The organism is Mesorhizobium sp. M8A.F.Ca.ET.161.01.1.1 (assembly GCF_004792105.1).
GTDB lineage: Bacteria > Pseudomonadota > Alphaproteobacteria > Rhizobiales > Rhizobiaceae > Mesorhizobium.
Map to the genome: position 1 here is coordinate 129,798 of NZ_SRTD01000004.1, position 17,890 is coordinate 147,687.

The following is a 17,890-nucleotide window of genomic DNA, read 5'->3' on the forward strand; positions in this document are numbered from 1 at the left end:
TCATACAAAATTCATGCCGCGAGAAGGGAATATTCCTCCCGCCACGTCCGTTAACGTCCTGTCCTGAATGCCTTCATCACGGAGCCAAATGAATGAGAAAGCTTGTCATCGCCATCTCCATGCTCGCACTCGCCGCGTCGGCGGCCTTTGCCGATCCGATCCTCGACCGGCAGGCTCTGATGAAGGAACGCGGAAAGATCGTTGGCGGTCTGGCGAAAGTGGTCAAGGGCGAGGAACCCTTTGATGCCGCCGCGGTGCTGACGCAGCTGCAGGCAGTGCAGGCAAATGCCGAGAAATTCGACGTAGAGGCCTTGTTCCCGAAGGGCAGCGATGCCGGCGACACCACGGCGGCCCCAAAGATCTGGGAAGACATGGCCGGCTTCAAGGCGGCCGAGGATAAGTATCTCTCCGACGTCAAGGCCGCGGTCGCGGCGGCTCCTGGCGATGTCGATGCGCTCAAAGCGCAAGTCGGCGTTCTTGGGTCGAATTGCGGCGCCTGCCATCAGAGCTACAGGGTCAAGAAGGGCTGATTGCCTGATATGGCATGGCTGAAGAAGCTCGTCGGCGCGGCCCTCGTTCTGGGCGTCGCCGGCGCGGCAGCCGGTTGGCTGCTGTCGGCGCCGGTCAAGCTTGATGCAGCGGCGCTGGCGCAACTCGGCCCCGGTGATGCTGCCCGGGGCAAGCGGATTTTTTATGCAGGCGGCTGCACCTCCTGCCATGCGAAACCTGGGTCGCAGGGCGATGCACGGCTTCAGCTCGTGGGTGGCCTTGAACTCAAGACGCCGTTCGGCACCTTCGTTCCGCCCAATATTTCGCAAGACCCCAAGGACGGCATCGGCGCATGGTCGGCCGAGGATCTCGCCAACGCCATGTTGAAAGGCGTATCGCCCTCGGGTCATCATTTGTATCCGGCGTTTCCCTACGCGTCCTACGCGCGCATGAAACCTTCCGACATTGCCGATCTCTATGCCTTCCTGAAGACGCTTCCCGCCGTCGCCGGCAAGACGCCGGGCAATTCGCTGGCGTTCCCGTTCAACATCCGGCGCGGCATTGGCCTATGGAAGCGCCTCTATCTCAGCGACCAGCCTGTCATTCCGCTGCCTGGCGGCACGCCGGAACCCGTGATGGCAGGCCGCTATCTGGTCGAAGGACCAGGTCATTGCGGCGAATGCCATACGCCCCGCGACTTGGCTGGCGGCATCAGGAAAAGCGAATGGCTGGCCGGTGCTGTGGCAGCCGAGGGCTCGGGCGTCGTGCCGAACATCACTTCGGGTGGGAGTGGCATCACCAACTGGTCGGAAGCCGACATTGCCAACTACCTCGAAACCGGGTTCACGCCGGATTTCGATTCCGCTGGCGGCGCGATGGTCGATGTGCAGCGCAACATGGCCGAGCTGACGGCGGACGACCGTGCGGCGATTGCCGCCTATCTCAAGGCGGTACCGCCGCATCCCAACGGCTATCCGCCGCGCAAGAAAAGCACGAACTAGTCTTCGGACTGCAGGTGTCGATCGCCGAGGAAATCGAACCCCGTTTCGAAGAAATGGTTGTAGTTGCAGGTCATCTCCTCGCCGGGCGCGATGTCGCGCAAGGCGTAGGTTTCCTCGGGCGACGAGACATCGCAATTCGGCTCGTCGTCATGGTTCATGTAGCGGGCGTCGTCGGCTTCGAAGACGATATAGGCCGGATCGCGCCGGTCGGGGTAGGAATAGCGGTCGAGATAGTTCTTCACTGGCCCGGTCTCGCCCTCATAGGTCTCGACGTCGATGATCCGGTCGAACCGGGGGTCGAGCTTCCAGACCAGCGTGCCCTTGGCAATGTGGTGCTTGGCAAACACGCCGATGCCCTGGATCGGCGATTTGTCGAGATAGACGTCGACGAGCAGCATGATGGACCCTTGTGCGAGTGTGGGCTTCGTGGCCCGGAAAAGTCGTGCTTTGGGTAACGCGCGAGCGTCGCAATTGCGAGCGGAAATGAGCCGCGCGGAATTCAAAAAGTCATGATCATCATGCCTGCCGGCAGACGCGTGGCTGCCTGACCTCAGCGCTGTTGCAAGGCCAGGCGGACACCGAGCGCGCAATAGATGCCGCCGACAACCTTGCCCTGCCATTTCAGCACTGTCGGATTTCGGCGCAGGAAACTGCCGAGCCGCCCCGCGCTCACCGCGAACACAACCGTGCTGAATAGACCCAGCACGACGAAGATGATCCCCAATACGGCCAACTGAACCATCGCCGATCCGTTTTCGGGCCGCACGAACTGAGGCAGGAAAGCGAGGAAGAAAAGCGCGGTCTTGGGGTTGAGCACCTCGGCCAGGACAGCCTGTCGAAACGCCTTGCCGGCGGAGATTGCAAGCGCGCCGGCGGTCGGATCGGTCGGCGCTTTCTCGATGATGGCGCGAATGCCGAGGTAAACGAGGTAGGCCGCGCCGATATACTTCACGAGGCTGAACAGCGTCGCCGATGTGGCGATGATCGCCGAGATGCCGATCATCGCCATGACGGTATGAAACACATCGCCGGCCGCGATCCCGGCGCCGGTGGCGATCCCGACCCTCGTTCCCGAACTCGTCGCGCGCGCGATCGTCAACAATGTGGCCGGACCCGGAATGAAGACGAAGCCGAACACAACTGCGATATAGGCTATCAATATGGACAGATCGATCACCGCGGCGTTCCTCCGTAAGCTATGCCTTGTCCGTCACCTTCAGCGTGAAGGCATAGATATAGGCGATCTCCTCCAGGCGCGAAAACCGGCCGGAGGCACCGGCATGGCCGGAATCCATGTTGATTTTGAACAGCACCGGATTATCGCCGCTCTTGCGGTCACGCAGCCGCGCCACCCACTTGGCCGGCTCCCAATAGGTGACGCGCGGATCGGTAAGACCGGCGAGCGCCAGGATCGGCGGGTAGCCGAGCGCGGCGACATTGTCGTAGGGCGAATAGGCGGCGATCGTCCGGTAGTCGTCGGCCGATGCAATCGGATTGCCCCATTCCGGCCATTCCGGCGGGGTCAGCGGCAGCGTCGCGTCGAGCATGGTGGTAAGCACGTCGACGAACGGAACCTCGGCCACGATGCCGCCGAAGCAATCCGGCGCCATGTTGGCGATGGCGCCCATCAGCATCCCGCCGGCCGAGCCGCCCTGCGCGACGATGCGGTCATGCGCGGTATAGCGCTCGGCAACGAGGTGACGGGCGCAGGCGATGAAATCGGTGAAGGTGTTCATCTTCTGTGCCCGCTTGCCGTCATCGTACCAGCCATAACCCTTGTCCTTGCCGCCGCGGACATGGGCAATGGCAAAGACTAGGCCGCGGTCGACGAGTGAGAACCAGTTGGTATTGAAGGCGGCCGGCACGGCAATGCCATAGGAGCCATAACCGTAGAGCAGGCAGGGCGCGGAGCCGTCCAGCGGCGTGTCGCGGTGGTGCAGAAGCGAGATCGGCACCAGTTCGCCATCGGCCGCGGGCGCCATCAGCCGCCTCGTGACGTATTGATGCGGATCGTGGCCGGACGGCACTTCCTGGGTCTTGAGCAGCACCCGCTCACGGGTGCGCATGTTGTAGTCGAACATCTGCGACGGCGTCGTCATCGACGAGTAGGAAAAGCGCATCATCTCGGTGTCGTATTCCAGGGACCCTGAAAGGCCGAGCGAGAAGGCTTCCTCGTCGAAGAAGATCAGATGCTCTTCGCCGCTGGTGCGGTCACGCACGACGATACGCGGCAGGCCTTCCTTGCGCTCGAGCCGGACCATGTGGTCCTTGAAGCCGATCACCGACAGGATCAGCCGGCCCGGTTCATGCGGCACCAGGTCCTGCCAGTTGGCGCGAACAGGATCGCTCGCCGGCGCCGTCATGATCTTGAAGTCCTTGGCACCGTCCGCATTGGTCAGGATGAAGAATATGTCGCCGCCTTCCTCCAGCTCATACTGAAGGCCGGTCTCGCGCGCCGACACCAGCTTCGGCTCGGCAAACGGATCGCTGGCGCTCAACAGGCGATATTCCGAAGTCTCGTGATCGTTGATGCCGATCATGACCCATTGATTGTTGCGGGTCCCGTCGACGTTCATGAAGAAGCCGGGGTCGGTTTCCTCATAGATCAGGCGGTCGTTTTCAGGATTTTGGCCCAGGGCGTGGAACAGCACTTTCGACGGCCGGTGGTTTGGATCGAGGCGCGTATAGAAGAACCCGTCATTGCCCGCGTCCCAGACGCCCGAACCGCCGGTGGCGGGAATCTGGTCCGCGAGTTCCCTGCCATCGGCAAGGTCGCGCACACGCAGCGTGTAGAATTCGGACCCCTTGTCGTCGAAGGCCCACAGCAGCTTGCGATGATCGGCCGAATGATCGACGCCGCCAAGCCGGAAATAGGCCTTGCCCTCGGCCTCGGCGTCGCCGTCGAGCAGGATCTGCTCCGGCCCGCCGTCGCGCGGCATGCGGAAATAGCGCGGCTGCTCGCCGCCAAGCTTGAAGGAAGACCCATAGGCGTAAGGCCCGTCCTTCATGGGAACGGAAGAATCGTCTTCCTTGATGCGGCCCTTCATTTCCTTGAAAAGCTGCTTTTGCAGATCCGACGTGTCGGCCATCAGCGCCGACTGGTAGGCATTCTCGGCTTCGAGTTCGGCGCGGATCCCAGGATCGAGCAAGGAAGGGTCCCTGAACATCTCCTGCCAGTTATCCGCCCGCAGCCAGGCATAGTCATCGGTTCGCGTGATGCCGTGATGCGTATCCGAGACCGGCCTTTTTTCGGGCGCAGGCGGGTTGACGGTCGGAAATCGGGAAGTCCTGGTCATTGCGTCTCGCTCTGGAAATATCTTGAACGATGTATGAACGCGCAGATCAGCGCGGGTTCAAGAGCTGTTGCGTAGAGGTGGTGTCGGGCCCTGAGATGGTCGGGAGGAGAGAAGATGACTATTCGGTCTCGTATTGCCGCGGTCTTCGCCGTCGCTTCGTTGACTCTGATCTTTGCCGGCCAGTCTCATGCGACCGTATTCGCAGCTTGGCAAGTGGCCAATGTGTCGTTCGGCGATACGCTCAATGTGCGCAAATATCCGTCGGGCATCTCCCAGAAGCAGGCCGCATACCCGAACGGGACCGTCCTGCAGATGACCGGACGATGCACTGGCGGCATGGATCTGCTCGATATTGCCGGCCAGGCGGCATGGAAAGAGCAGCAGACGGTTCGCTATCGCTGGTGCGAAGTCTGGCATGACCCCGCCAGGAACGGCGTCTTCGTCACCGGCTGGGCCTATGGCGGATACATCGTGCCGTTTTGACCCCGGAGTGGCCTGCTTGACCGGGGAATGGTTTGGCAACCTGTGGTTTTGTGGACAGGTGTGAACAACCAAGCTTGCCGGTGTGCTCGTCAAGCAAACCGGAGCATTGAAGCTTGTTTTGTGAGTTATCGCGAATGTAACGATTAGCTGACCCAACGTCAGCCTTTGTCCGTTTGGCGACCGAAATATCGAAAAATTACATGGTGCACGAAAGATTGAAGCTGATCCCGGAATAGTTGATCAACATTCCTAAATATAATGCAAAGAGCGAATTGACTTACTTGACGTGTGGTCGCATTGATGTCCCCGTGACACGAATCGCGGATGCTCTATCTGCAAAAAATTCGTGCAATGCCCTGCTTGTAAAAAAGGGCGCAGACCGACGTAACTCTTGTTGGGGCCTGAAGACCATGGATATTGTCGAAACACCTTCCAGAAACAATGATGCGCTGATCGAGCTCACCGCCGATGTGGTGGCTGCCTATGTCAGCAACAATCCCGTGCCGGTCGGCGAACTGCCGAACCTGATATCCGATGTCCACGCCGCTCTTGGGCGTGTGGGCGGTACCGTCGAACAGCCGCCTGCGGACAAGCAGAAGCCGGCTGTCAACCCGAAGCGCTCGGTTCACGACGACTACATTGTCTGTCTTGAAGACGGCAAGAAGTTCAAGTCGCTCAAGCGTCACCTGATGACCCACTACGATCTGACGCCCGATCAGTATCGCGAAAAGTGGAACCTGGACCCAAGCTATCCGATGGTTGCCCCGAACTACGCGGCGGCCCGCTCGCAGCTTGCCAAGAAGATGGGCCTCGGCCGCAAGCGCAAGGCGCGGTAGCCGATACTGCCGGATTGGACCTGAAATCGGACGGCGCCTTCGGGCGCCGTTTGATTTTGAGGGCCAGAGCAATTCCAGGAAAGGTGTGAAGAAGCCTGTCAGGCAGTCTGCGCGAGCGCCATCTCGGCGTCGCGCTTGATGCGCTTGACCATCGAGCGAAGGCCGTTGGCGCGCTGGGGGGACAGGTGCTCGTCGAGGCCGAGTGCCTTCAGCGTTGCTTCAGCGTCGGTTTTCTGGATTTCGCTGGCTGTTTTTCCGGAAAACAGCGCCAACATGATCGCGACCAGTCCGCGCACGATATGGGCGTCCGAATCGCCCGTGAAGGTGATGACGGGATCGGCGCCCGAACCCCGTTCGGTGGTCAGCCAGACCTGGCTGACGCAACCCGGCACCTTGTTGGCGGCGTTGCGCTCCGCATCGGGGAAGGGAGGCAGCGCTTCGCCGAGCTCGATGACGTAACGATAGCGGTCCTCCCATTCCTCGAGGAACGAGAAGTCGTCGCGGATCGTCTGGATCGTGGTCGTCATGACCCGGATATAGTCACGCGGCGGCGCCGCGTCACGGAAAAAACAAGGACACCGCGGGCGTCGAGAGGGCAAACGATCCGCGGTGCGCCGTCGAGACGGCTTAATTCTTTATCGGCAGGTTGACCGTCTGGGGCAGGACGATTTCGTCCGGCACGCTGCCCGTCATTGTCGAGGTGTCGGGGCCGGCGGACTTGTCGTCCAGCATCGCGGCCGCGATCTTGGCGGTCTCCTTGGCGCGTGCGGTGATGGTGTGCATCGCCGACTTGCCGGTTTCGCAGACATCGGGCTTGCGTTCGCAGATTCCGGCGATGTCGCCGACGGCGTCGCGCGCCGCGAACAGGGCCTGGATCGGCCCGACGCTTTCCTGGCCCGTTTCATCGGACCCGACGCCCAGCGGCAGCGCCAGCAGCACAAGTGAAAACCAGAAAGCCATTCTTATCAGGAAGAACATGCCTTGCCTCTCGTCGTGACCGGATCATGCATCATATGGCATGACCTCTTTTATGGGCAGGATATTGGCACACAGGGACGAAAGACGGCTTGCATGATCGCCGAGAATTTTCCTCAAATTTTAGGCAAATTCGAAACGAAGCGTTTTTGCTGTCGATTTGTTTCATATCGGGACGATTATCGTTACCATCCGATAACCATCTATCTATTTGTTTATATGACATTTTTCGCAAATCAAGGCGATCCCGTTCCTGCCGCTTGGCCGCTGATGGGGGGCGTTCGCGAATAACCCTCCGTTTACTATGGCTGCATTTGCCCGGATTTTCGGTGGCCGTCATCCCGATATTTGCCGCAGGGCCGGCCTTGGTCGGCCCTGCCTTATCCATTCCTTAAACGCTGGATGCGAGTTTCAAAGCCAATCAAGACAATCTGCAAAAGCAGAGCTGTTCCCGACGAGTGCGAGTGCGTTGAGTTGATGCCGATCGAGGCCAGATACGCTGAATTGCCTGGCGCAATGGCGGCCGGTTGTGAACGCATGGTTCATCCCAGCGTTCTCGGGCGCAGCGACCGCGAGCGCCAGCGCCGTTTCATAGGCGTGATGCTGGCCGCGCCGTTCTTTGCAGCGGGTGCCGCGGTCACGCTGGTTACATCGGGCATGGGGGCCGCCGTGACCATGGCCGCCATTTTCGCCGCCTTCGGTCTGTGCTGGTTCGTCGCCCTCCTGGTGGCCGCGACCGGCAAGATGGCCGCCGCGGGACCGATCGCGCTGGCGATGGCGGCGATTGCCCTTGGCGGTCTCATCGGTGCCGCAGGCGGATTGAGTTCACCTGTCGCCATGCTTGCCCTGGCGCTGCCATTCGAAGCCTGGTGGATCGGCGCGTCGCGGCGTGCGGCATTGTGGGGGGGCGCCTCGGCCGCCATCGCCATCGCCATTCAGTCCCTGTCGGCCGCCTTCCTTCCATTCGCGGACGCGCACATCGCCGCCTGGCACTGGCTGGTGCCATTGGCCTGGGCGCTGACCCTCATCCCGCGCATATCGGCTTTTCGCGGTACCGCCGGCGCGACCGATACGGTCGATACAGGGGACCGATTGGAAGACATCATCGACGCGGTGGTCTTGCGGATCGCCCGCCACGGCGAAGTCGTGGATGCGTCCGCCAAGGCGCGTACGCTTCTGAAATTGCCGCCTGAACTGTTGTCCGGAACGGGCCTCTTCGACCGCGTCCACCTGTCGGACCGTGTCGCCTATCTCAGCGCCCTGGCCGACATGCGAGACGGCGCACTGTCGCGCCGTCTCGAATTGCGCATCAGGCTGCCCCAGAGTGGCAATGGCACCCAGAACGGAAATGGGTTTGTGGCCGACAACTATCAGCCATTCGCGCTCGAACTGGTGCGCGGCGAGGAACAAAGCGACGTCTTCACGCTTGTCCTGCGCGAGAATGACGAGACAGCGCGGCTGCGCGAAGAACTGGCGCAAGCCAATGAGACGGCGGCGGCCGCCGAAGTGGCCAAGGGCAGGTTCCTGGCAGTGGTGAGCCATGAACTGCGCACGCCGTTGAACGCCATCATCGGCTTCTCCGATATGCTGCTGCACGAGATGTTCGGCGCCTTCAAGGACCCGCGCCAGAAGGAATATGTCGGCCTCGTGCGGGATTCGGGCCAGCATTTGCTGGCAGTCGTGACATCCATACTCGACGTATCGAGGATCGAATCGGGCGTCTACGCCACCGAACCGGAGCCGTTCCGGTTCGTGGAAGCCGTGGACATGTGCCAGTCGATGATGCGGCTGCAGGCGCAGGCCAAGAATATCGACCTGCGGACGCAGATCGCCCCTGACGCAGGCGATATCAACGCCGATCGCCGCGCCGTACAGCAGATGCTCATCAACCTCGTTTCCAACGCGATCAAGTTCACGCCCGACGGCGGCGACGTCGTCGTCGGCGCCAAGCGGATCGGCTCACGTCTGCATTTCTGGGTCAGGGACACCGGCATCGGCATCGCCGAGGAGGATTTCGCCAATCTCGGCAAGCCCTTCATGCAGATCCAGAACGATTATACCCGCCGTTTCGAGGGGACGGGTCTTGGCCTTTCCCTGGTGAAGGGGCTGGTCGCCTTGCATGAAGGGACCATGTCGATCGAAAGCATGCCGGGCGAGGGCACCACGGTGACCATCAGCCTGCCGGTCAGCGGGCCGAAGGGACGCCCCGCCAACCAAACCGGAGTGCTGACGATGCCGGTGACGAGGGCGAAAGGGGACGGAAATGGCTCGCTCCGCAAAACAGCCTAAGGCGGTCAAACGCCGCAGCAACGCCTTTCAGGACGGCGCCATCGCCGTCGGCGGCATGATTTCGCGCAATCCCGTCCTGGTGGGAGGATCGACCGCATTCCTGGTGACGCTGTTCTACGTCTCGGCGAATGCACTGTGGTATCAGCCTTTCCCGCACGCCGGAGCATTTTTCGCCACACGCAATTTCCAGGGCTTTCCGCACGCAGCCGACGAGCCGGAGACGACGATCAACATCGTGCGGCCCAACGCTGCGCCCGCCCCGATCAAGGGCGATCCGGTGGTCGAGCAGGTGCAGGGCATATTGAAGGATCTCGATTTCTATTCCGGCACCGTCGACGGCATTTCCGGCCCCAACACGCGCAAGGCCATACAGGCCTATCAGCAGAAGGTCGGGCTGAACGCCTCGGGCGAGATCGACGCGCTGCTGCTGGACCAGCTGGGGGCAACGCCGAAGACCGCCGCCGTGCCCAAACCGCAGCCTCGTCCCGCCATGCCGTCGGCCGCCGTTCCCGTGTCGTTGCAGACGAATTCTGGGCAGACGAATTCTGGGCAGACGAATTCCGGGCAGGCGAGTTCCGCCCCGGCCTCCACCGAAGGACCCGATCCCCGCATCGTCAAGATCCAGGCCGGGCTCAAGGCCTTCGGCAATGACGACATGCAACTGGATGGCGTCGTCGGTGCACGCACCAAGGCGGCGATCAAGGAATTCCAGTCGCTGTTCGGACTGCCGCAGACCGGCGAGCCCGACGAGATCGTCTACGTCAAGATGCGCGAGATCGGCCTGACCAACTGACGGCCGAAACGACGGCTCGCCCTGCATGGGAAATTTCGATAGAGAGCCCGCATGTCGTCGGGAGTCTTCCATGCGTGTAACCGCTGATCTGTGGGTGTCGGCCCTGTTGCGCCGGGTTTTCAGCGCTGGCGGATTTGCCGCCGTGGTCAATCGCGGTGCGATCGAGGCCGGGGCTGTGTTCATCCTGGCGCGGGGCAGGATGGGTGAAACGGCTCTCTACGGGCCGGCACCGCAGACAAGCTACGATTCGGCCAAGCCCGAGGACCGTTTTTTCAGCCTTCTCGCCACCGGCGATGATGCCGCCGTGCTGGATGCGAGACTTGAGCGCGAGAAAAAATTCGATCCCGACATCTGGGTGGTCGAGATCGAGGCCGGGAGCGTTCCCGTCGAGGAGCTTATTTCCGTGAAGACGCCCTGAGGCCGGGGGCGTCGGCTTCGTCGCCGTTCGAGTCCTTGCGGCTGTCGCCGTTCGTCGGCGAAACGTTGCGACCCGCCTTCGACAGGGTTTCGGCTTTCCATCCCCGCACCGTCTCCAGGGCCGCATCGCGATGCAGCAGGCGGTAACGGTCGAGATAGGTGCGGATGGCCTGCGGATGCGGGAACAGGCCGGGATAGACGGCAACCGTGATCAGGAATGCCCGGTCCTCGCTGAAGTCGAGCGAACGCAGCGCCGCAAGCAGCGGCGCATAGTTCTGGTTGGCGATCAGCGATTGCGCGATCGAGAAATCAATGTCGAGGGCGTCCGCTAGCGCGGTCTGGAAGAAGGCGGCGTTTCCGGTCAGTGCCGTCTCGCGCAGTTTGACATAGGTATCCGCACCTGGGAACGCATCGACCTTCGCGGCCAAGGCTTCGTCGCCGGTGTGCATCATTGAGCGCAGCCTGCGCCGCGCGTTCTCGGCGGCAACGCCGGGCGCCTGTGGGGTTTCGGCGCTGTCCGCCGTCGCCTGCGTCTTCACGGCAAGGCCTTGCGCCGGGGCTGCTTCCGGATCCCGCACTCGCACCAGCGTCGGTCTTTCAAGCGCCCTGATCAGATCGGCGATCGTCGGGTTCAGCTCCTTGCGCCGCGCTATGGCGCGCGCATGCGGCAGCCCATGCCGGCCAATCAGCGCGATCAGGTCAATATCGCTGACGGCGCGTGAGCGGATGAGCAGCGGAGCGGCGATGTCGACCGGTTCCTCGCAGAGGCGCCGCACCAGGGCCGCGGGTGCATATTCGCATTCGGAAAGGGCGGCTGCCACGTAGCGTCGCGATTCGACGGACACATCGTCGAACAGCGGCAGGGTCAGGTCCTCGAGCTGGCCGATCTCGCGGCGCGACGGGCGCGTCAGTGAACAGAACGCCGACACGGCGGCGCGGAACAACCTTTCGGCTTTTCCCGATTCCGTCCTGATCGCGATTTGCCTGAAATCCGAAGATGACACGAAGGATACGCCTGACAACACGAGCTTGCACATGCCCAACCGGGACCGTGCCGGTTGGGCGATTGTCTCGGCCGGAACTCCGACCTGGGGAACAAAGATCAAGTTAGCGGCGATCCGTTAGCGCTCCGTTAACCTAAGCCCTTGTTCTACCAAGCATCCGTCTTAGCGATTTAACGAGCATATTGTGCCGGGTCGCCTTTCCCAGCGTGTCGATTGGATCGTGAGTCATGAGAACAAAATAAGAACAAATTCCTGTCTCTGGTCAAGCCGCCCCTTGGTCATTACCTATCGCAACAGGCGAGAATCGTAGCGGTGAGGGGGGCAAATGAGTCAGCTTACAAGCCTTTGGCATTACCTGAATTCCAGCCAAAACGTCAGTACCGCGATTGTTGGCGTAGCGGCCTCGTTCGCTGGTGCCTGGGGCGCGCAGATTGCGATCTTCCGTCGAGATCAGCGTCGCGAGGTAGTGGCAACGTTGAGAGCCACGAATGCCGCGCAAGCCCTGTGTTTCTCAATCGGAAACAGCTTTATGGCGCTGAAGAAGCAGCATTTGATTGGGATGCTGGTCCGGTTCCGCGAAATGGAAAACCAGTTCGAGGAGTTTATGGCGAAACGGCAGGCAGCGAAGGAGGGCGAGCAACAGGAGAAATTTCTGTTTCAGGCAGACTTGCATACACTGCCGATCTCAAAAGTTCCGATGGATCGGTTGGAAAGCATCGTCTTTGAAAAACTCACGCTCGATACGAAAACGCTGTCGCTCGCGATCGCGGTGAGTACTGCGATCGACGCGCTCAACACATCGACGGCGTCCAGAAACGACATGATAACGAAATGGTATGAAGGGCCTGCAAGGCCAGACGATGAAATCCTGATCCGCTATCTCGGCATTCCGTTCGAAGGTGGTGCTGATGAGAAATACAAACAGACGCTTTTTGCGATTGAGAGCTATTGCAACGATTGCATCCATTTCTGCAGAGAGTTGGCAGAGGCCCTGACTAAGCACGGCCAAGGGGTTCGCAGGAAATATCGGCATCACATTTTCTGGCGGTTGCCGAAAGTTGCCAAAGCTGACTATTCCGCGCCAGAGGTGCAGGCATTACTCCCAGATCCGAAGGAATATGAGCAATGGCATAAAGGCTTTGCTTCCGAACCGACGAAATGGGAAATGATCAAGGATTTCTGCAGCCGCAAAAAGAAAGTGGCTACTCCTCCCAAAGATCCTGAAACGTAGCGCTCGACCCAAGCCAGTCACGCGGTAATGGAATGTTTAGGGAGGCTGAAAACAAAAAGGTCTGGCTGATATGGGACCAACCGGACTGGGAGAGGGAGCGTTTAGGTTCCCGTTTTGAACGTTCAGCGCATTACAGAGAATTTTAATGACATTTCAGGGTGCTAGGTAAACGCTCCATTAACCCTCTGCCGGCCTTAATGATATTTGGAGGCGTTGCGTTGTGCTCCGGGGAAACCGAGAGGAATGCGCGAACCATGGGCATGGTACTGTCTTTCGTGCCGCGTGCGGCACCGACCAATCGAGCCAAGCAAACCACCGAGATACCGGCGGCCGTGATCATATTTCCCGGCATCCGCTATGAGCGGCCCAACACCGGCGAAGCGCGGCCCGCAGGCCCGGACAAGCCGGGATCGCCACGGACGCCGGTGCCGCATCACTAAGCCTTAAGGCTGTGGCCTGGTCCGCCAGCCCTTCAGCTCTGGACCTCTGGTCGGCGGCCTAGAAATCCTGCAGCTCGCAGGAACTTTGATCGAGAAAGCGCGACACGATCGGCTTCCAGCTCTCGTCGGGCACGAAGCTGCGGATGACGAAGATGCCTTCGTCGATGGGCGCCTCGACAAAAATCGCTCCCTGCAGGTCTTCGGGCAGGTCCTTGCGCACGTCGATCATCTGCGCCGGCGTCAGCACGACTGCATCCAGCTTGCCGCCCGTCGCCGTATGGTCGTTGAAGGAATAGACATTGTGACCGCTGCGGTCATAGACCGACACCGACCAGAAGGGGACGTTTCCTGGTGCCTTGATCCGCACCATTCCCTCCTCGAGGTCGAAGCGGCAGGCCGTGGCATAGAACAGCGGGTCGACCGACTTCACCACCGGCGCACCGCCCGCTTCGGCGTCGAGCCGATTCATCCTGTAGAGATCCGACGCCAGGGAGAGACGCGACCAGGCATCACGTTCCGAAAATTCCGGCACCAGAAGCAGGACGATAATGTGGACGATGCCGGCGCCGACGAGGCCGAGCAGGATGGCATGCAGAAGCCTGCGCAGTGCGGCACGCAAACTACGCATCGCAGCCTGCCTTGACGATCCTGGGCAGCGAAACGTCCGACAGGCCGGTGCTGCTGGCGATTGGCGTGTCATAGAAGGTCAGGACGAAGTACATCCTTCCAGAACCGTCGGTCAGAAGCCAGTTGCCCGGCATCGGGTGATGGCCGACGGAAATGGTCACGGAATTGTCCGGTTGGCGCAGCACCTCGTAGGACTGAAGTGCCGCAAGCCGCGATTTTCCGGTCTCGACGACGCCGAGCGATTGATCGGCGGCATAAAGCGTCCAGAACCGGGCTGTTGGAAATCCCCCCTCGATCCTGTAGGTGCATTCCCGCTTGAGCTGGTCGCCGGCGGCATCATTTTCCGCCACGAAGGACAGGCCTTCGGCGCGGCCGAGCGCCAGCACGCCCTCGCGCGCCACGCGCGCCTTGGAATAGGGATCCGCGGCCGGTGTGCCGATGTCGGGGAAGGCGGTCCACTGGCCGATCCTGATCGCGCCGACGCCGTCCTGGATCTTCAGCGCATACCAGACGCTGGCACCGCCCCCGCCAACAGCTATGGCAAGCGAGATCAGCATCAGGAAAGCATTCTTGAGCATTAAGGGCCGGGTGCGCGAGGATTGCCGTTCGGGGATATCGCGGCGCAGGGCCCTGTGGCAAGCCGGCGTGATGGTTTTGCCTGTCGGTCTTGTCTCACCGGGCGGATGTCACAGGGCCGAAAGCGTCTCGGGTGGAGTGGGGGCCTCGAGTTTGGGCGCCATCTGGAACAGTTGGCTCATGTCCCGCAGCGTCTGCGTGGTTCGGCTGGACAGCACCGGCGGCCGCTCGGCGGCGGCGTCGGCCGCTGCCTGCTCCTCGCTCTTCTTCTGCGCCTCGGCGGCCTTGGCCGCGATCTCCTCGTCGACGAAGGGTTTGTCGATACCGGGGATCGGCTTCAGGTCGATGTTCTGGTGCGCATAGACCATCAGCCGCTGCCACACCATCGCCGGCAGCGAGCCGCCGGTCATGTTCTTGGTCGGGGTGAAATCGTCATTGCCCAGCCACACGGCCGCCGTGTAGTTGCCGGTGAAACCCACGAACCAGGCATCGCGGTAGGATTGTGTCGTGCCGGTCTTGCCGGCGACGACGATGTTGGGAATTTGTGCCCGCCGCGCCGTGCCCATCACTGGCACGGCCGCCAGCATGGTGTTCATGGATTTCAGCGCCTGCTCGGAGAGCACGCGATGCGGTGGCGGCGCGTCCTTGGTCCAGTCATACACCACGTCGCCGGTGCGGGTGACGAGCTGGGTGATGCCGTGCCTGGAGCCGACGAAGCCGTTCTGGGCAAAGACGCTGTAGCCAGTCGCCTGGTCCATCACGGTCATGCCCGAGGTGCCGAGCACCATCGTCTTGTGCCCTTCGAGCGGCGACTCCACGCCAAACGATTCCGCCAATGCCTTGATCGGCGCGATTCCGAGATGGTCCTTCGCCAGTCGCACCGGCACGGTGTTGATCGACTTGGCCATCGCCATGATCAGGGTGATGTTACCCGCCGACTCGCCACTGTAATTGTGCGGTGACCAGTTGCCCCAGCTGATCGGCCCACCCGAGATGATCGAGTTCGGCGTGAAGCCGTGTTCCATCGCCGTGGCGTAGACATAGGGCTTGAACGACGAGCCGGTCTGCCGCAGTGCCTTGGTGGCACGGTTGAACTGGCTGGCGCCGTAATCGCGGCCGCCGACGATCGCCCGCACCGCGCCATTGGTCTCGATGACCACCACCGCGCCTTCGGTGACGTTGTACTCCTTGCCGAACTGGCGCAGGTGGAACTCGACGGACTCTTCCGCCGCCTTCTGGATGTTGGCGTCGAAGGTGGTATGGGCGACCAGCGAGTGCTGGCCGGGCTTGGCGATCTTCTTCACCTCGTCGAAGGCCCAGTCGAGATAGTAGTCGGGGCTCTTCTGTTCGCCGCGGTCGACGACGTCGGCCGGATGCAGCCTGGCCTGCAGCACCTGGCCTTCGGTCATGAAGCCGGAATCGACGAGGTTGGACAGCACCACATTGGCGCGCGCGCGTGCCGCTGGCAGGTTGATATGCGGCGCGTATTTGGTCGGGGCCTTGAACAGGCCGGCGAGCATCGCCGCTTCGGCAAGGTTCAGGTCCTTGACGCTCTTGCCGAAATAGAAATCCGCCGCCGCCTCGATGCCGAACGTGCCGCCGCCCATATAGGCGCGGTCGAGATAGAGCTGCAGGATTTCCTTCTTCGACAGATTGGCCTCCAGCCACAGCGACAGGAAGGCTTCCTTGATCTTGCGCTCGAACGTGCGCTCATTGGTCAGGAACAGGTTCTTGGCCAGCTGCTGGGTGATGCTGGAGCCGCCCTGGACGACCGAGTTTGCCCGCACATTCTCGAAGATCGCCCTGGAAAGGCCGAGCACGTCGATGCCGTAATGGTCGAAAAAGCGTCGATCCTCGGTGGCGAGCACCGCCTTGATGACGTGGTCGGGCATCTCGTCGACCGGCACTGAATCGCGCTGGATGATGCCGCGCTGGCCGATCTCGTTGCCGTAACGGTCCAGGAAGGTGACCGCGAAGTCGCCCTGGGCACGCCAGTCGCCGGTGGTGTCCTGGAAAGCGGGTATCGCCAGCGCCAGCATCACCACCATGCCGCCGGCGCCGAGTGTAAAACCTTCGCTCAACAGTTCGATGAAGCCACGGCGCCAGCCCTTGAGACGGAAGCGCCGCGAGAAGATCGTCGCGGCCTCCCAGAACTCGCGCGCCTTGAACCCGATCTCATAGAGCGAGGAATCGAGCCACGCGTCCAGCGCCAGAAGGCGGGAGGCGATCGGACCTCTTCTCTTGCGCGGTTCAGGGTTGACCATTCTAAAACCCGGCTCGGCTCTGGCGCGACCTGAAAACCGCAAGCGGGCAATTTCAGGGCGGTGCCCTGTTCCGACTATTCATCCATTTTGCCGACACCCACAAGAGCGGCGAGGACACAACTGCAAGGTTTATCGATGGAAGAGCCGGTAGCTGGCGGACCGGCTCTTCGCCCGCCAGATTCTCGATCGGGCGAGCGAAGAGGATTTGGCTTTCCCGGGCTATCAGGCCGGTTCGCGCTTCAGCGCCTGCGCCATGCAGTGAATGCCGCCGCCGGTCTTGGAGATCTCGCTCATGTCGACCGCCGCGACCTCGAAACCGCGCGCCTTGAGCTGGCCGATCAGCGTTTGGCTGGAGGTCGGCGCGATCACCCGGTCCTTGCCGAGCGACATGAAATTGCAGCCGAGCGCCATCGTGTCCTGGAAGGGCACGTCGATGATCTCGTGACCCTTGCCCTTCAGCCAGTCGACGATGCCGGGTTCGGTGCAGGCGAGGCAGACGGCGGTGAGCTTTTCGGCGATCGGCACAACCATCAGGTCGATGTGGACGTAATATTCGTCGATGAAGGCGATGCGCGTCTCCCAACCTTCCTTCTCGAACCAGGCCTGCACCTGGCGGGCGCCTTCCTCCTGCGTGCGGGCGCCGCCGCAGCCGATCAGCACCACGCCGTCCTCGATGACGTTGAAGTCCCCGCCTTCGAAGGTGCCGGCCGTCACCATGTCGTAGATCGGGATGCCGAGCTTTTCATAGGTGCGGATGGCGGCATAGTTCTCGCCGCGCCGCCACCAATTGGCCATGGCGGTGATAATGGCGCCATAAGGCGTCATGACGCTGGAATCACGGGAATAGACCTGCATCGGCAGCTCCGGCGTCGGCTCGTGCCAATGGATATTGACGCCGAAATGCTCGTAGGCCGCGACCAGATCCTTGTGCTGGGCCTGCGCGATCTGGACATTGCAGGGCGCCTCGCGCAGATGTTTTCGCGAGAGCGAGCTGGTCGAGAGGTGACGCAGGAAGTTCGGCGATCCGAGCAGCACGTCGGTCAAGACGTCGGTCTCGTTGGCGAAGCCCCATGATGTCATTGGCTTGGTGCCGCCGACCGGGTTGCGGCGTTGCAGCGAAAACGGTTCGGCGACGATGCGGTCATGAACGGTCATGCGGTTCTCCTCGT

At 61.6% G+C, this 17,890-nt stretch carries 19 protein-coding genes; 9 read left to right on the top strand and 10 right to left on the bottom strand.

Annotated elements, in window-relative coordinates; translation table 11 throughout:
* Positions 1–92 precede the first annotated feature (92 nt).
* On the top strand, positions 93–530 hold the full coding sequence (locus tag EN804_RS12125) for a cytochrome c (protein WP_135883404.1): 438 nt from the start codon (positions 93–95) through the stop codon (positions 528–530).
* A gap of 9 nt (positions 531–539) precedes the next feature.
* Positions 540–1,490: a cytochrome c gene (locus tag EN804_RS12130; RefSeq protein WP_135919858.1), complete on the top strand. Its 951-nt coding sequence runs from the start codon at positions 540–542 to the stop codon at positions 1,488–1,490.
* On the opposite strand, the gene EN804_RS12135 is transcribed toward EN804_RS12130, so the two are convergent.
* The 3 genes from EN804_RS12135 to EN804_RS12145 form a co-directional block, all read right to left on the bottom strand.
* Complete coding sequence (locus tag EN804_RS12135) at positions 1,487–1,888, bottom strand: SET domain-containing protein-lysine N-methyltransferase (protein ID WP_127277815.1); 402 nt, start codon at positions 1,886–1,888, stop codon at positions 1,487–1,489. The two genes, EN804_RS12130 and EN804_RS12135, sit on opposite strands and share 4 nt — an antisense overlap.
* 152 nt (positions 1,889–2,040) lie before the next feature.
* The gene (locus tag EN804_RS12140; protein WP_135883403.1) at positions 2,041–2,667 is read right to left on the bottom strand and encodes a LysE family translocator; all 627 of its coding nucleotides are present in this window, start codon (positions 2,665–2,667) and stop codon (positions 2,041–2,043) included.
* A 19-nt stretch (positions 2,668–2,686) separates the two neighbouring features.
* Positions 2,687–4,786 (bottom strand): S9 family peptidase, encoded by a 2,100-nt coding sequence (locus EN804_RS12145; RefSeq protein ID WP_135919519.1) that lies wholly within the window; start codon positions 4,784–4,786, stop codon positions 2,687–2,689.
* A 114-nt stretch (positions 4,787–4,900) separates the two neighbouring features.
* Between EN804_RS12145 and EN804_RS12150 the strand changes: the two genes are divergently transcribed.
* Together EN804_RS12150 and EN804_RS12155 are read left to right on the top strand one after the other, a co-directional pair.
* A complete protein-coding gene (locus EN804_RS12150) occupies positions 4,901–5,269 on the top strand; it encodes an SH3 domain-containing protein (RefSeq protein WP_135919521.1) in 369 nt (122 codons plus the stop codon).
* A gap of 410 nt (positions 5,270–5,679) precedes the next feature.
* On the top strand, positions 5,680–6,105 hold the full coding sequence (locus EN804_RS12155) for a MucR family transcriptional regulator (RefSeq protein ID WP_027143963.1): 426 nt from the start codon (positions 5,680–5,682) through the stop codon (positions 6,103–6,105).
* Between the two features lie 98 nt (positions 6,106–6,203).
* Here EN804_RS12155 and EN804_RS12160 read toward each other — a convergent pair whose 3' ends face one another.
* Together EN804_RS12160 and EN804_RS12165 are read right to left on the bottom strand one after the other, a co-directional pair.
* Positions 6,204–6,632 (bottom strand): SufE family protein, encoded by a 429-nt coding sequence (locus EN804_RS12160; protein WP_127277819.1) that lies wholly within the window; start codon positions 6,630–6,632, stop codon positions 6,204–6,206.
* Positions 6,633–6,732: 100 nt separating this feature from the next.
* Entirely contained in the window at positions 6,733–7,083 is a 351-nt protein-coding gene (locus EN804_RS12165; protein ID WP_127277820.1) for a DUF5330 domain-containing protein, read from the bottom strand.
* Between the two features lie 534 nt (positions 7,084–7,617).
* Between EN804_RS12165 and EN804_RS12175 the strand changes: the two genes are divergently transcribed.
* The 3 genes from EN804_RS12175 to EN804_RS12185 all read left to right on the top strand — a co-directional run bounded on the left by EN804_RS12175 (position 7,618) and on the right by EN804_RS12185 (position 10,580).
* On the top strand, positions 7,618–9,369 hold the full coding sequence (locus tag EN804_RS12175) for a HAMP domain-containing sensor histidine kinase (RefSeq protein WP_135919526.1): 1,752 nt from the start codon (positions 7,618–7,620) through the stop codon (positions 9,367–9,369).
* Positions 9,344–10,162: a peptidoglycan-binding protein gene (locus EN804_RS12180; RefSeq protein ID WP_135919528.1), complete on the top strand. Its 819-nt coding sequence runs from the start codon at positions 9,344–9,346 to the stop codon at positions 10,160–10,162. The genes EN804_RS12175 and EN804_RS12180 overlap by 26 nt, the downstream gene beginning before the upstream one ends.
* A gap of 70 nt (positions 10,163–10,232) precedes the next feature.
* On the top strand, positions 10,233–10,580 hold the full coding sequence (locus EN804_RS12185; RefSeq protein WP_135919530.1) for a DUF1491 family protein: 348 nt from the start codon (positions 10,233–10,235) through the stop codon (positions 10,578–10,580).
* Here EN804_RS12185 and EN804_RS12190 read toward each other — a convergent pair.
* Positions 10,558–11,583, bottom strand: a complete 1,026-nt coding sequence (locus EN804_RS12190) for a hypothetical protein (RefSeq protein ID WP_189524505.1) — start codon at positions 11,581–11,583, stop codon at positions 10,558–10,560. The genes EN804_RS12185 and EN804_RS12190 overlap by 23 nt on opposite strands.
* Positions 11,584–11,908: 325 nt before the next feature.
* Between EN804_RS12190 and EN804_RS12195 the strand changes: the two genes are divergently transcribed.
* Positions 11,909–12,814, top strand: a complete 906-nt coding sequence (locus EN804_RS12195) for a hypothetical protein (RefSeq protein ID WP_135919533.1) — start codon at positions 11,909–11,911, stop codon at positions 12,812–12,814.
* 254 nt (positions 12,815–13,068) lie between these two features.
* Positions 13,069–13,254, top strand: a complete 186-nt coding sequence (locus tag EN804_RS12200; RefSeq protein WP_127277826.1) for a hypothetical protein — start codon at positions 13,069–13,071, stop codon at positions 13,252–13,254.
* Positions 13,255–13,312: 58 nt separating this feature from the next.
* On the opposite strand, the gene EN804_RS12205 is transcribed toward EN804_RS12200, so the two are convergent.
* The 4 genes from EN804_RS12205 to EN804_RS12220 form a co-directional block, all read right to left on the bottom strand.
* Positions 13,313–13,882 carry a DUF1254 domain-containing protein gene (locus EN804_RS12205; protein WP_127277827.1) on the bottom strand — a complete coding sequence of 190 codons (570 nt, stop codon included), beginning with the start codon at positions 13,880–13,882 and terminating at the stop codon, positions 13,313–13,315.
* On the bottom strand, positions 13,875–14,459 hold the full coding sequence (locus EN804_RS12210; protein ID WP_135919535.1) for a DUF1214 domain-containing protein: 585 nt from the start codon (positions 14,457–14,459) through the stop codon (positions 13,875–13,877). Before EN804_RS12210 ends, EN804_RS12205 begins: the two co-directional genes overlap by 8 nt.
* A gap of 108 nt (positions 14,460–14,567) precedes the next feature.
* Entirely contained in the window at positions 14,568–16,721 is a 2,154-nt protein-coding gene (locus EN804_RS12215) for a penicillin-binding protein 1A (protein ID WP_127280683.1), read from the bottom strand.
* Positions 16,722–16,943: 222 nt separating this feature from the next.
* On the bottom strand, positions 16,944–17,876 hold the full coding sequence (locus tag EN804_RS12220; RefSeq protein WP_135919537.1) for a dimethylarginine dimethylaminohydrolase family protein: 933 nt from the start codon (positions 17,874–17,876) through the stop codon (positions 16,944–16,946).
* Between the last annotated feature and the right edge of the window lie 14 nt (positions 17,877–17,890).

Coding starts and splice junctions, on each gene's coding strand:
- EN804_RS12215 (WP_127280683.1), bottom strand. CDS start 16,721: ATGGTCAACCCTGAACCGCGCAAGAGAAGAGGTCCGATCGCCTCCCGC.
- EN804_RS12165 (WP_127277820.1), bottom strand. CDS start 7,083: ATGTTCTTCCTGATAAGAATGGCTTTCTGGTTTTCACTTGTGCTGCTG.
- EN804_RS12160 (WP_127277819.1), bottom strand. CDS start 6,632: ATGACGACCACGATCCAGACGATCCGCGACGACTTCTCGTTCCTCGAG.
- EN804_RS12130 (WP_135919858.1), top strand. CDS start 540: ATGGCATGGCTGAAGAAGCTCGTCGGCGCGGCCCTCGTTCTGGGCGTC.
- EN804_RS12185 (WP_135919530.1), top strand. CDS start 10,233: ATGCGTGTAACCGCTGATCTGTGGGTGTCGGCCCTGTTGCGCCGGGTT.
- EN804_RS12210 (WP_135919535.1), bottom strand. CDS start 14,459: ATGCTCAAGAATGCTTTCCTGATGCTGATCTCGCTTGCCATAGCTGTT.
- EN804_RS12205 (WP_127277827.1), bottom strand. CDS start 13,882: ATGCGTAGTTTGCGTGCCGCACTGCGCAGGCTTCTGCATGCCATCCTG.
- EN804_RS12175 (WP_135919526.1), top strand. CDS start 7,618: ATGGTTCATCCCAGCGTTCTCGGGCGCAGCGACCGCGAGCGCCAGCGC.
- EN804_RS12180 (WP_135919528.1), top strand. CDS start 9,344: ATGGCTCGCTCCGCAAAACAGCCTAAGGCGGTCAAACGCCGCAGCAAC.
- EN804_RS12155 (WP_027143963.1), top strand. CDS start 5,680: ATGGATATTGTCGAAACACCTTCCAGAAACAATGATGCGCTGATCGAG.
- EN804_RS12145 (WP_135919519.1), bottom strand. CDS start 4,786: ATGACCAGGACTTCCCGATTTCCGACCGTCAACCCGCCTGCGCCCGAA.
- EN804_RS12220 (WP_135919537.1), bottom strand. CDS start 17,876: ATGACCGTTCATGACCGCATCGTCGCCGAACCGTTTTCGCTGCAACGC.
- EN804_RS12200 (WP_127277826.1), top strand. CDS start 13,069: ATGGGCATGGTACTGTCTTTCGTGCCGCGTGCGGCACCGACCAATCGA.
- EN804_RS12195 (WP_135919533.1), top strand. CDS start 11,909: ATGAGTCAGCTTACAAGCCTTTGGCATTACCTGAATTCCAGCCAAAAC.
- EN804_RS12135 (WP_127277815.1), bottom strand. CDS start 1,888: ATGCTGCTCGTCGACGTCTATCTCGACAAATCGCCGATCCAGGGCATC.
- EN804_RS12125 (WP_135883404.1), top strand. CDS start 93: ATGAGAAAGCTTGTCATCGCCATCTCCATGCTCGCACTCGCCGCGTCG.
- EN804_RS12150 (WP_135919521.1), top strand. CDS start 4,901: ATGACTATTCGGTCTCGTATTGCCGCGGTCTTCGCCGTCGCTTCGTTG.